Source organism: Kineococcus aurantiacus (assembly GCF_013409345.1).
Classification (GTDB): Bacteria; Actinomycetota; Actinomycetes; order Actinomycetales; family Kineococcaceae; genus Kineococcus; species Kineococcus aurantiacus.
This window is the reverse complement of record NZ_JACCBB010000001.1, coordinates 1,945,873-1,957,755: the sequence shown is the minus strand read 5'-3', so window position 1 is coordinate 1,957,755 and position 11,883 is coordinate 1,945,873. Positions and strand designations below refer to the sequence as shown.

Below are 11,883 nucleotides of genomic sequence, written 5' to 3'. Positions count from 1 at the left end.
TGACGAGACGCCGCGAGCGTCCCCCGGCGCTGCACCCGCTCCCGCCGTGCTCGATCACCGCCGTGCTTGATCACGGGAGTGCTTGATCACGGGAGTGCTTGATCACCTTGATCGAGCACTTCGGTGATCAAGCACTCCCGTGGCTGGGCGCTCCGCCCCACCGCCCCCCCTGGCGCCCGGGACGGGGTGACCTCCGAGGGACGAACGGCGCGCCGCGCACTACCGTGGACGGATGGAGCTCGATCCGCACTCGGTCCAGACCCAGACCCGTCCGTCCGGCCCCTCCGCGTGGGAGGCCCGGGAACGGGCTGAGGAGTTCAGACGGGACGCGCGGGAGGACCCCGCGACGGCGATCTACCCGCACGCCGACCTCAGCACCGTGGACCTGGCCACCGTCGTGGACGGCATCGTCCGTCGTCCGCTCGTCATCACCCGCGACGACCGCGAAGCGGCCGTCCTCGTCTCCGTCGACTTCTTCAACCGCGCCCACGCCGCGGTGGAGCTGCTCGAGGACGACGCGACGGCCGAGGCCGAGGACGCGTTCTCGGGCGGCTGACCCCGGCGCGGCCGGACCCACCCGCGGGTGGGTCCGGCCGCCACCGGACCGGCGGGCCGGCTCAGACGCGGACGACCATCTTGCCGGTGTTGCCGCCGCGCATCATCGTGAGGAAGGCCTCGACGGAGTTCTCGATCCCGTCCACGACGGTCTCGTCGAAGACGACCTGACCGGCGGTGAACCAGCCGGCCACCTTCTCCCCGAACTCGGCGGACAGCTCGGCGTGGTCGCCGACGATGAACCCGCGCAGGGTGAGCTTCTTGCTGACGAGGTGCCACAGGTTGTCGGGGCCGGCGGGGCGCTCGACGTCGTTGTAGCCGGAGATCGCCCCGCACAGGGCGGCGCGGCCGTGCGGGTTGAACACGTCGACGGCCGCTTCGAGGTGGTCGCCGCCGACGTTGTCGAAGAACACGTCGACGCCGTCGGGCGCGATGGCGGGCAGCTGCTCGCGGATGGGGGCGTCCTTGTAGTTCACGGCGGCGTCGTAGCCGTACCGGTCGGTGAGCAGCGCCACCTTCTCGGCCGAACCCGCCGAGCCCAGGACGCGGCCGGCGCCCAGCAGGCGGGCGATCTGGCCGACGGCGGTCCCGACGGCACCGGCGGCGCCGGAGACGAACACGGTCTCGCCCTCGCGCAGCCCGGCGATGGCGGTGAGGCCGACGTAGGCGGTGAGGCCCGTCATGCCGAGGATCCCCAGGTGCACGGAGTTCGGCGCGCCGGGCACCTCGGCGACCTGGCGGAACTGCGCCGCCGGGCCCTGGGCGACGTCGCGCCAGCCGAGGCCGTGGACGACGAGGGAACCGACGGGCAGCGCCGGGGAGGTCGACGCGGTGACGCGGCCGACGGCCCCGCCGGTCATGGTCTCGCCGAGGGCGTAGGGCGGGGCGTAGCTCTTGGCGTCGTTCATCCGGCCCCGCATGTACGGGTCGACGGAGACGAACTCGTTCTGCACGCGGACCTCGTCGGGGCCGAGGTCGGGCAGGTCGACGGTGACGGTGCGGAAGTCCTCCGGCGTCGGCCACCCGGAGGGGCGGGAGACGAGCTGGACCTGGGTGCTGGTGGTCACGGGGTTTCCTCTCGGAGGGTTTCAGAGGGCGATCGCGAGCAGGACCGCGCCGAGCAGCGCGGGCCCGGCCTGGACCAGGGCCGCGCGGGCCTTGGAGCGGTCGGAGGCGACGAGCACCAGCCCGGCGCCGGTCATCGACAGGGTCCCGGCGAGCACGAGGACGGCCCCGGCGGTGCGGTGCCCCGCGGCCAGGGCGAGGGCCCCGGCGACGACCTCGACGGCCAGGAACAGGTTGTAGAAACCCTGGTTGAACGCCAGCGGCGCGGTGGTCCGGGCGGTGGCGGCGTCCAGGCCGAACACGCGCGCGGCGCGCGGCCCGGTCCACCGGAACGACTCCAGCACGAACACGTACACGTGCACGAGCGCCGCGACGGCGGTCACGGCGAGGGCCACGGCGGTCACGGGGGCGGCTCCTGCGGTTCGCGAGATTCTGTGATGACCGTTCCACTATACTCACGGCCATGGGCAGGACGCAGACCTTCGACACCGCCGCCGTCGTGCGCGCGGCTCGGGAGCTGTTCTGGCAGCGCGGTTTCGAGGACGTCTCCGTCCCGGACCTGGAGGACGCCACGGGGGTCCGGCGCTCCAGCCTCTACCACGCGTTCGGCAGCAAGCGCGGCCTGTTCGACGCCGCCGTCGACAGCTACCTCGACGAGGTCGTCCGGCCCCGCCTGCGGCCGCTGCTGGGCCCCGACGTCCCGCCCGACGCGCTGCCGCAGTACCTGCGCGGGCTGCGGACCGCGCTCGCGGGCCGCAGCGCCGCCGCCCGCAGCGGCTGCCTGCTGCTCAACGCGGCGACCTCACCGGTGGGCCGCGACACCGCCGTCGCCGAGGTCGTGGCGGCCTACCGGGCCGAGCTGCACGAGGCGTTCCGGCGCGGGGCCGCGGCGCTCGGGGCGGCCGGGGCCCCCGGCGACGCCGACGCGGTCGCGACGCTGTGCACGTCCTCGGTCGTCACCGCGTTCGTGCTGGCGCGCGTCGACCCCGGCGCGGCGGTCGCCACGCTCGACGCCGCCCTCGCGCTGCTGCCGGCCCCGCGGTGACCGCGGGCGCCGCGGCGCGTCACACCGCCGCGGTGCGGCGCTCCTTGACCCGGTACATCGCGTGGTCGGCGTTGCGCAGCAGGTCCTCGAAGAACTCCCCGGGACCGCCCAGCGCCACCCCCACGCTGACCCCCACGGAGATCTGCCGGCCCTGCACCGGGAAGGGGTCGGCGATGCGCGCGGCGAGGTCGGCGGCGAGGTCGGCGGCCTGGTGGGCCACCGCCTGCAGGTCCGCGCCGGTCAGCGCGACGAGGAACTCGTCGCCCCCCAGCCGCGCCAGCAGCGCCCCCGCGGGCGCGTGGCGGCGCAGGCGCTGCGCGACCTCCACGAGCAGGTCGTCACCGGCCGCGTGCCCCAGCGCGTCGTTCACCACCTTGAACCCGTCCAGGTCGCAGAACAGCAGCGCCGTGGTGCGGCCGGGGGTGCTCAGGAACTCCTCGACGAGGGGCTCGACGCGCCGCCGGTTCGCCAGGCCCGTCAGGGGGTCGGTCCAGGCGAACTCCTCGATGCGGCGCACGTACTCGCGCGAGCGCTCCCGCTCCCGCGCGAGGTCCTGCTGCGCCTGCACCCGCGCCGTGACGTCGTTCTGGATCCCGACGTACTGCACCACCCGCCCCGAGGCGTCCACCACGGGGGACAGGTGCACCTCGTTCCACCACGGAGTCCGCTCGGGGCCGCGCACGTTCAGCAGCACACCCCGCCACTCCCGCCCGGCGTCGATGGCCGCGCGGATGGAGTCCACGGTCGCGCGGTCGGTGTCGGGCCCCTGCAGGATCCGGCAGTTGCGGCCCAGGACCTCCTCGGCGCGCCACCCCGACAGCTCCTCGAACGCGGAGTTGACGTAGACGAGCGGGTGGTCCGGGCGCAGCACGTCCGCGATCGAGACCCCGCTGGTCGTCGCGCTCAGGGCGCGTTCGAGGAACGCGTCGGGATCCGTGGCCGACAGGACCGGCAGGAGGGGGACGGGCGCCGCCGCCGGGACCGCGGGCTCGCGCGCGAGCACCGGCTCGGGGCGGCGGGGCACGACGCGCGCCAGCAGCGAGTGGGCGGCCGCGGCCACCGTCGTGCGCTCGTACGTCAGGGCGTACTCGAACGTCCGCTCCCGCTCGGGACCGGCGTCGCCCAGGTCGCGGGCCAGCAGGGCGGCCGCGAAGTGCGGGGCCAGCACGACGACGTCCCACTCCCCGCGGACCGGGTCGTCGGCCGAGATGGCCGCGCCGCGCACACCGGGGACGGTGACCTCCAGCTCCTCGCCGAGGGCGCACACGAACCCGACCCGCTCGGCGAGGTCCCGGTACCGGCTGCGGGTGGCCGGGGTGAAGTGCCGGGCCTCCTGGAACGTCGAGGCGACGACGCACGTGTCGCCCAGGCGCGCGGCCTCCCGCTCCAGCTGCTTGCTCAGCTCGATGAGCAGGGCCTTGGGCGCGCGCCGCAGCTTGGTGCCGGCCGGCAGCGCCGCGAACGGCGAGGACGCCGACAGCCCGGGGACGGCGGGGGCCGGCGGCAGGGGCAGCGCGGCCACCGCGACCGGCCGCGCGGGAGGGGCCGCGGGACGGCCGAACAACCAGCCCTGGCCCAGCTGCGCGCCGAGCGCGCGGGCCATCAGCAGGTGCGCCTCGTCCTCGATGCCCTCGGCGAGCACGAGCGCGCCGGACTCCTCGGCGTAGGCGTTGACGGCGTTCATGATCTGCGCGACGGCCGGGCCGGGACGGTCCTGCACGAGGCGCAGGTCGAGCTTGACGACGTCCGGGCGCAGCAGCGGCATGAAGGCCAGCGACATCGCGTCCGCGCCGACGTCGTCGAGGGCGACGGCCCACCCGATCTCCCGGATGCGCTCCACGGTGCGCAGCAGCTCCGCGGGCCGGGCCGCCAGCGCCCGCTCGGTCATCTCGACCACGACGCGCAGGCCCCCCGGGGCCCCGTCGGCGAGCTTGACGAGCTCGGTCAGCGGCGCGGAGTCGAGGATCTCGGGCTCGACGTTGACGAACAGCGTCAGCGGGGCGACGAGGCCGTGCTCGACGGCGCCCTGCAGCGCCGCGGCCCGGCAGGCGTGGTCCAGCTCGGCCAGCACGCCCTCCGCGCGGGCGGCGGCGAACAGGTGGTCCGGGCGGTGCAGCGGCCCCTGCGGCCCCCGCGCGAGGGCCTCGTACGCGACGACGGCGCCGGAGTCGAGGTCCACGATGGGCTGGAAGTGGCTGCGGACCGACCCGGCCCGGAGGACGTCGAGGATGGTTGAGCCCGTCATCACGGCTCCTCCTTCGGCATCCGGGACCCCGTCCTGAAGCCCCGTCCCAGGATCGGGCACCAGCCTGCCCCACGCCCGGCGACGGCGGGGGCGGTTCACCCGTTCCCGGGCTAGGGTCACCGCGTGAGGGGCGCCCCGTGAGTTCCGTGCTGGCCGTCGACGTCGGCGGGACCGGTCTGAAGGGGGCCGTCGTCGACGCCCGCGGGCACACGGTCGCCGTGCGGGACCGGCCCAGCCGCGCCGGTGGCCGCCCCGTCGTGGACAACCTGCGCGACCTGCTGGCCGACCTGGCCGCGCTGGCCGCCGCGGCCGGGCCCGAGCGGCCCGTGGCGGTCGGGGTCGGCACGCCCGGCACCGTCGACGAGGCCAGCGGGACCGTCGTCTACGCCTCCAACCTCGGCTGGCGCGACCTCGGGCTGCGGCGGCTGCTGGAGGAGGCGACGGGGCTGCCCGTGGCGGTCGGGCACGACGGGCGGGCGGCCGGGCGCGCCGAGCAGCTCGTCTCCGGCACGCGCGGCAACTTCGTCTTCGTCCCCATCGGGACCGGGATCTCCGCCGCCCTCGTCGTGGGCGGTGTCGCCGTCGCGGGCGTCTCCGGTGCGGCCGGGGAGTTCGGGCACGTCGTCGTCCACCCCGACGGCGAGCTGTGCCCGTGCGGGCAGCGCGGCTGCGTCGAGGCGTACGCGGCGGGGGCCGCGGTGCTGCGCCGCTACCTGGCCCGCGGGGGCCGGGCCGCCTCCACGGCGGAGGTCGTCGGCCGGCTGGGCACCGACGCGCTGGCCCGGCAGGTCTGGGCCGAGGCCGTCCACGCCCTCGCGCTGGGGCTGCAGGGGCTCACGGTGCTGCTGGACCCCGCCGAGGTCGTCCTCGGCGGGGGCGTCTCGGCGGCCGGCCCCCTGCTGCTCGAACCCCTCGAGGTGCGGCTGCGGTCGCTGCTGGCCTGGCGGGAGCCGCCCCCGCTGCGGACCGCGCGCTGGGGCACCGAGGCCGGGCGGGTGGGGGCCGCGCTGCTGGCGTTCGAGCGGGTCGGGATCGCGCCCGACCTGCGTTTCCCCCTCGGTCCCGGCGTCCCCCTCAGCCCAGGCGTCGCAGCACCATGAGCGTCAGGTCGTCGGTCGGGCCGCCGCGGACGTGCTCGGTGACGACCCGCAGGACGGTGTCGGCGAGGACCTCGGGGTCGCCGGGACCCTCCAGCGCGGCCAGCAGCGCCTCCTCCCCGAGCAGGTCCCGCTCGGGGGACTGCGCCTCCGTCACGCCGTCGGTGTAGAGGAGCAGGCAGTCCCCGGGCCCGAACGGGACGGACTGGTCGAGCACGTCGACGCGGCCGAACGGTCCCAGCAGCGTCCCGGGGTGGCCGACGAACCGCTTCGGCCCCCGCGCGGGCAGCAGCACCAGCTGCGGGTGGCCGGCGAGGGAGACGGTCACGTGGTCGGCGAGGGGGTCGTACCCGGCGAGGGCGACCGTGCCGAACCGGTCGTCGAGGGCGTCGTGGACGGCGCCGGCGACGTGCTGGAGGACCTGCGCGGGCCGGTCGGTGAACCCCGCGGCCCCGCGCACCGCCCACCGCAGCGCGGCCGTCGTCGCCGCGGCCCGCGGGCCCCGGCCCGAGACGTCCCCGATGACGGCCAGGGCCCGGCCGTCGGAGCGGGGCACCACGTCGTAGAAGTCGCCGCTGACCTCCCCGCGGGACCCGTCCGGGCGGGTCGCGGGCTGGTAGCGGACCGCGACCTGCAGGCCCGGGACCGGCGGCAGGACCGTCGGCACGAGCTGGCGCTGCAGCTGGTCGCTGAGCGCGGCGGCCTCGCGGTGGGCGGTGTCCCGGGCGCTCTCGGCCTGCGTGCGGGCCGTGACGTCGCGCTGGACGGCCACGTAGAACCGCACCCGACCGTCCGGGCCGGGCAGCGGGGACAGCGACAGCTCGTTGACGAAGACCGTCCCGTCCCGGCGGCGGTTCGGGATGAGCACCGTGCCGGCCAGCCCCTGCTCGACGAGGCGGCGGATGCGGGCGGCGGGGCCGCGGGTGTCCAGCCCGCGCTCGGCCAGGCCCTCCTGCAGGAAGCGGCAGTTGCGGCCCACGACCTCGGACAGCGGGTAGCCGGTCTCGGCGGTGAAGGCGCCGTTGGCCCACACGACGGGCTGGTCGGGCAGCGACACGTCCGAGATGCAGACGGCCTGCTGGACGGCGCGCAGGGCCCGCGGCAGGAGGTCGTCGACCCCGGTGCCGTCGGGCAGCACCCGCAGGTCCTGCATCGGTGACGGCTCCACCACGACAGCATCTCCGACGGGTGACGGGAAGGCCAATCCGCGGGGGGCCGTCCGGGGGGAGCGTCGGGGCGGGGCGTCGGGCGGGGCGTCTGGCAGGCTCCCTCCCGTGCGCCTGCTCGTGATCACCGACGGGGTCCCGCCCGAGCACCGCGGCGGCGTCGCCAGCTCCGTGCTCGTCGAGGTCGACGAGCTGGCCCGCCGCGGCCACGACGTCACCGTCCTCGTCCGCCGCCACGACCGCGACGCCCCCCTCGCCGAGCAGCGCCCCGGGTACCGGCTGCTGCGCCACCCCGCCCCCGCGCGCGGCAGCCGCGCCTACTACGCCCACCCCGCCGCGACCCTGCTGCGGGTGCCCGGCTGGTTGCGCTCCCTGGACGCCCGCGAACGCTTCGACGCGCTGTACGTGCACTCCACGTTCCACGCCGCGGCCGCGGTCCGCGCCGGGCTGGGGTCCCGCACCGTCCTGCGCTTCCACGCCCCGTCCTCGCTGGAGGTCCAGCTCGACGCCGCGGGCGGGAAGTACCCGCTGGCCCGCGCCGCCGGCGGGGTCGTCGCCGACCTCACCCGCCGCGCCGAGCTGGCGGCGGTCGACGGCACCGCCCGCACGCTGGCGACGAGCTGGTACGTGCGCCGGCTGCTGCAGCGGGTCCACCCCACGGCCCGGGCCCGCGTGGACGTGGTGCCGCTGGCCGTCGACCTCGACCGCTTCGCCCCCGGCCCCGGCGACCGCGCGCGGCTGGGGGTCACGGGCGACCCGGTGCTGCTCACGGTGCGCCGGCTCGTGCGGCGCATGGGGCTGGAGAACCTCCTCGACGCGTTCGGCGCGGTCGTGGCCGAGCACCCCCGGGCCCGGCTCGTCGTCGGCGGGACCGGGTACCTGGGCCCGCAGCTGCGCGCCCGCGCCGAGCGCCTCGGCCTGCCCGTCGACTTCCCCGGGTTCGTCGCCGAGGAGGACCTGCCGGAGCTGTACCGCGCGGCGGACCTGTTCGTCCTGCCCACCCTGGAGATGGAGGGGTTCGGGATCGTCACCGTCGAGGCGTTCGCCAGCGGCCTGCCGGTCGTCGCGACCCCCGTGGGGGCCAACCCCGAGGTGGCGGGGTCCCTGGACCCGCGGACCGTCGCGGCCTCCACGGCCCCGGCCGACCTGGCCGCGGCGATCTCGCGGGGGCTGGCGCTGCGGGGCGGGCTGGCGGCCCGCGCCCGCGCCCACGCCGAGGCGAACTACTCGCCCGCCGCCGTCGTCGCCCGCGTCGAGCAGGCGCTCGCGGAGGTCAGCAGCGCGGGGCGTGCGCGGCGAGCTCGGTGAGCTCGGCGAAGTTCCGCACGTCGGTGGCCGAGGTCCCGGCCGTGGCGCTGACGGGGACCGCGACGCCCCGCCGGACGAGCTCGGCGTTGACGTCCAGGCCGTCGTCGGTGCGGTACCAGCCGGCGCCCACGACGGCGACGGCCTGCCCCGTGGGCAGGTGGGAGAACAGGTCGTCAACGTAGGCGTCGTGGCAGCCGGGCGCCTCGGCGACCCCGGCCAGCGGGGTGGCCGAGGTCCCCTCCGGGCCCGCGACGACGGGGACGGGGCCAGCGGCGTACGCCACGACCGTCGCCGTGGCGGCCACCGCCGTCGGGGACGCGGTGGCGGTCGCGGTCAGCGACGGCGAGGCGCCCGCGGTGCCCCGGGCCCCCTCCCGCAGGGCGCGCTGGACGGCGACGGGGTCGGGGTCCGGCCCGCCGCCGCGGTGCGCCCACGTGCCCAGACCGGCCACGACGGCGAGCACCACGAGCCCGGCGGCGAGCAGGGTGCGGCGGGAGCCGCGGGTCTCGACGTGCGCGGTGCCGGGGGCCAGGAGCTCGTGGCGCTCCGGTGCGTCCTCCACGGTGTGCGCCGGGACCCACGGCGTCTCCCACCGGGCCAGCTCGCCGCTGTCGGTCATCTCCACGCGCACGGCCGCGCCGCGCGCGGAGTACCGCACGTCGAGGGCGACGACGCGCCACGGGGGGCCGTCGCGGTGGACGGCGACGACGACGGCCCGGCCGCCGTTGTGCAGGGGGCTGGAGCTGCCCCGGACCTTGACGAAGTCGCCGGGGCGCAGCGTGTCCAGCTCGGGTGCCCGCACGTGGGTCCATCGGCGGCGGCGCGCACCGCCTGAGCCGGCGCCCCGGCGGCCGGGCAGCGGTCCGCCCGGTGGCCGACCCCCTCCCGTGATCAAGCACAGCGGTGATCAAGCACTTGTGGACGAGAGTGCTTGATCACCGCAGTGCTTGATCACGGCGGGGGAGGGGTCCGTCCGGGTGGTGGTCGGGCGCCGGGCTCCAGCGGGCCGGGGCGGGGGTCGACAACGGGGGCAGCGGTCACCGACGGGGCGACCCTGAAACCCGGGAGAACGCATGTCCACCCTCGACGACACCCCGGCCGCGCGCGGGGCGCAGACGGTCGCGCCCATCCAGGCGTCCGCGCTGCTGCACGCCGCGTCGATCCTCGGGGAGGCCAGCTACACCCCCGAGCAGGAGCTGCACGGCACGCTGAGCGCCACGCGCCACGAGGCGGAGACCCCCCAGCCCGTCGCGGCGCCCGCGCCCGTCGCGGAACCCGTGCCCGCGCCCGTCGCGGAGCCTGTCGCGGAGCCCGCGCCCGTCGAGGTCCCCGCGCCGGTCGAGGCGCCCGCGAAGGGCTTCTTCGCCCGCCTGCTCGACAAGCTGCTCGGCCGGGGCTGAGCTCAGGCCAGGGCGAAGTCCGCGAGCGCGCTGCGCGGCACCTCCTCGGCGGGCAGCAGCACGGCGTGCCCGCGCGCGTCGCGGGTGCCGTAGCGGCCGCGCAGCAGGAGGCGGTCGCGGGCGGTGGGCCGGGGGCGGCGGTGCAGGCCGCGGGGGTCGACGAAGACCACCGTGCCGGCCGCGCCGTCGAGGGTCGCGGTCGCCGCGGGGCCGAAGGCGCGCTCGACGTCGGCGTCGGCGATCCGGCGGCCGGAGCGTTCCAGGCGGCGCACGGCCCGGCGGCGCCGGTGGGAGGTGCGCACGTAGGACAGGGGCCCGACCCCGGCGTCGACGCCCGCCAGGTGCAGGTGGACCTCGACGGCGGGGCCGTGCGCGGAGCGGGCCCAGTCGCCGGTGCGGGTGGGCGGGGCCGCGAGCGTGAGCAGGCCGTTCATGTCCCAGATGCGGACCCCGCGGCGGCAGTAGGCCGCGGCGACGCCGACGACGTCGGGGTGCCGCAGGAAGAGGGCGTAGGGGTCCTCGGGGTCGACCGGGGGGTGGGGGCCGAGGAGCTCGACCTCGTGGGGGTCGTGCAGGGGCCCGGCCCAGCCGGTGGGCTCGCCGGCGACCAGGCGCCGGCGGCGGACGATGTCGGCGGACTGGTCGGCGATGAGGTCGTCGGTGCGGGACAGGACCTCCTCGAGCAGCTCGGTCCCGCCGGTGAGGGTGGCCAGGCTGGTGGCGGCGACGCCGTCGCGGCGCAGGTCGGTGAGAACGCGTCGTGCTTCAGGCGACAGGCGGGGGTGGGGCCGGCGCACGGGGCTCCTCTCAGCGATGTGCCGCGCACGCTATCCGTGTCTCATCGTGCAGCGCCAGTGACGCAACGTGAGACGCGCCGGGCGTCGACGCGCGCGACCCCGCGACGCGGTGGACAGTCGGGGCGTGGCTGAGGAGACGCGGGGAACCGTGCTGGTGGCGTTGCTCGCGAACGTCGGCGTCGGCATCGCGAAGGCGGTCGGCGGGGTGGTCACCGGCTCCAGCGCCCTGCTCGCCGAGGCCGCCCACTCCGTGGCCGACACCCTCAACGAGGCGTTCCTGCTGCTCTCCCTCAGCCGCGCCGACCGGCCCGCCGACCGCACCCACCCCTTCGGCTACGGCAAGGAGCGGTTCTTCTGGTCGCTGCTGGCGGCCGTCGGGATCTTCGTGTCCGGGGCGGTCTTCTCCATCGCCGAGGGCGTCTCGGCCCTGACCGGCGACCCCGAGCCCACGTCGACGGAGCACTTCGTCGTGATCTACGCGATCCTCGGCGTCTCCGTCGTGCTGGAGGGCGGGTCCCTGCTCAAGGCGCTGCGCCAGGTCGTGCGCGAGGCCGCGAGCGCCCACCGCCGGCTGCTCACCTACGTCGTGCGCAGCCCCGACCCCACCGTCAAGACCGTCGCCAGCGAGGACAGCATCGCGGTGCTGGGGGTCCTGGTGGCGCTCGCGGGCACCGTGCTGCACCAGGTCACGGGGTCGGGGGTGTGGGACGGCGTGAGCTCCATCGTCATCGGCGCGCTGCTGGCCGTCGTGGCGTTCCTGCTCGGCCGCGACACCAAGGAGCTGCTCATCGGCGAGGCCGCCGACCCCGCGGTGCGGCTGGAGGCGGTCCGGGTGCTGGCGGCCGAGCGCGCGATCGTGCGCGTGCAGGAGGTGCTGACGATGCAGCTGGGCCCCGACGGCGTGCTCGTCGCCGGGCGCGTGCAGTTCGACGAGGCCCTCACGGCGCTCCAGGTCGAGGAGGCCTGCACGCGCGCGGAGGAGGAGATGCGCCGGCGGGTGCCGACGATCACCCAGGTGTTCCTGGACCCCAGCTCGGTCTCGGCGTCGGCCGACGCCGCCGCGCGGGAGCGGTGGGCCGTCACCGAGCGGGAGGCCCAGCAGCTGCTCGACCCCGACGCGCCGGCGCCGGCGGTCCCGCAGGCCCGCACGCGCGTGGGGCGCGGCCTGCGGGCGGGCGCGGGCTCGGGCCGCTGACCCCCGGGGG

Annotated in this window: 12 protein-coding genes; 6 read left to right on the top strand and 6 right to left on the bottom strand. The window is 76.9% G+C overall.

Translation table 11 applies throughout. The annotated features are described in order from the left end of the window. Positions 1-232: 232 nt before the first annotated feature. Complete coding sequence (locus tag BJ968_RS09440) at positions 233-556, top strand: type II toxin-antitoxin system Phd/YefM family antitoxin (RefSeq protein WP_179751221.1); 324 nt, start codon at positions 233-235, stop codon at positions 554-556. A gap of 61 nt (positions 557-617) precedes the next feature. On the opposite strand, the gene BJ968_RS26505 is transcribed toward BJ968_RS09440, so the two are convergent. Then, positions 618-1,622: a zinc-binding dehydrogenase gene (locus BJ968_RS26505; protein WP_179751219.1), complete on the bottom strand. Its 1,005-nt coding sequence runs from the start codon at positions 1,620-1,622 to the stop codon at positions 618-620. 21 nt (positions 1,623-1,643) lie between these two features. Further along, positions 1,644-2,024: a DUF1304 family protein gene (locus BJ968_RS09430; protein WP_179751217.1), complete on the bottom strand. Its 381-nt coding sequence runs from the start codon at positions 2,022-2,024 to the stop codon at positions 1,644-1,646. A 59-nt stretch (positions 2,025-2,083) separates the two neighbouring features. Between BJ968_RS09430 and BJ968_RS09425 the strand changes: the two genes are divergently transcribed. Beyond that, positions 2,084-2,665: a TetR/AcrR family transcriptional regulator gene (locus BJ968_RS09425; protein WP_179751215.1), complete on the top strand. Its 582-nt coding sequence runs from the start codon at positions 2,084-2,086 to the stop codon at positions 2,663-2,665. 19 nt (positions 2,666-2,684) lie between these two features. On the opposite strand, the gene BJ968_RS09420 is transcribed toward BJ968_RS09425, so the two are convergent. Further along, positions 2,685-4,910 carry an EAL domain-containing protein gene (locus BJ968_RS09420; protein WP_179751213.1) on the bottom strand — a complete coding sequence of 742 codons (2,226 nt, stop codon included), beginning with the start codon at positions 4,908-4,910 and terminating at the stop codon, positions 2,685-2,687. 137 nt (positions 4,911-5,047) lie between these two features. Here BJ968_RS09420 and BJ968_RS09415 point away from each other — a divergent pair, with 137 nt between their 5' ends. Further along, a complete protein-coding gene (locus BJ968_RS09415) occupies positions 5,048-6,010 on the top strand; it encodes an ROK family protein (RefSeq protein WP_179751211.1) in 963 nt (320 codons plus the stop codon). On the opposite strand, the gene BJ968_RS09410 is transcribed toward BJ968_RS09415, so the two are convergent. Continuing rightward, a complete protein-coding gene (locus tag BJ968_RS09410) occupies positions 5,985-7,175 on the bottom strand; it encodes a SpoIIE family protein phosphatase (protein ID WP_179751209.1) in 1,191 nt (396 codons plus the stop codon). The two genes, BJ968_RS09415 and BJ968_RS09410, sit on opposite strands and share 26 nt — an antisense overlap. 106 nt (positions 7,176-7,281) lie before the next feature. Here BJ968_RS09410 and BJ968_RS09405 point away from each other — a divergent pair, with 106 nt between their 5' ends. After that, a complete protein-coding gene (locus BJ968_RS09405) occupies positions 7,282-8,481 on the top strand; it encodes a glycosyltransferase (RefSeq protein WP_179751207.1) in 1,200 nt (399 codons plus the stop codon). Here the strand turns inward: BJ968_RS09405 and BJ968_RS09400 are convergent. Beyond that, positions 8,447-9,283, bottom strand: a complete 837-nt coding sequence (locus BJ968_RS09400) for a hypothetical protein (RefSeq protein WP_179751205.1) — start codon at positions 9,281-9,283, stop codon at positions 8,447-8,449. The genes BJ968_RS09405 and BJ968_RS09400 overlap by 35 nt on opposite strands. 271 nt (positions 9,284-9,554) lie before the next feature. On the opposite strand from BJ968_RS09400, the gene BJ968_RS09395 reads away from it, so the two are divergent. Then, positions 9,555-9,881 (top strand): hypothetical protein, encoded by a 327-nt coding sequence (locus BJ968_RS09395; protein WP_179751202.1) that lies wholly within the window; start codon positions 9,555-9,557, stop codon positions 9,879-9,881. A gap of 2 nt (positions 9,882-9,883) precedes the next feature. On the opposite strand, the gene BJ968_RS09390 is transcribed toward BJ968_RS09395, so the two are convergent. Beyond that, on the bottom strand, positions 9,884-10,678 hold the full coding sequence (locus tag BJ968_RS09390; protein ID WP_179751200.1) for a phytanoyl-CoA dioxygenase family protein: 795 nt from the start codon (positions 10,676-10,678) through the stop codon (positions 9,884-9,886). Positions 10,679-10,802: 124 nt separating this feature from the next. Here BJ968_RS09390 and BJ968_RS09385 point away from each other — a divergent pair, with 124 nt between their 5' ends. After that, positions 10,803-11,873 (top strand): cation diffusion facilitator family transporter, encoded by a 1,071-nt coding sequence (locus BJ968_RS09385; RefSeq protein WP_179751198.1) that lies wholly within the window; start codon positions 10,803-10,805, stop codon positions 11,871-11,873. Positions 11,874-11,883: the final 10 nt, after the last annotated feature.

Excerpts from the sequence above, each read along its gene's own strand:
- BJ968_RS09440 (WP_179751221.1), top strand. The coding sequence starts at position 233 with ATGGAGCTCGATCCGCACTCGGTCCAGACCCAGACCCGTCCGTCCGGC.
- BJ968_RS09420 (WP_179751213.1), bottom strand. The coding sequence starts at position 4,910 with ATGACGGGCTCAACCATCCTCGACGTCCTCCGGGCCGGGTCGGTCCGC.
- BJ968_RS09395 (WP_179751202.1), top strand. The coding sequence starts at position 9,555 with ATGTCCACCCTCGACGACACCCCGGCCGCGCGCGGGGCGCAGACGGTC.
- BJ968_RS09425 (WP_179751215.1), top strand. The coding sequence starts at position 2,084 with ATGGGCAGGACGCAGACCTTCGACACCGCCGCCGTCGTGCGCGCGGCT.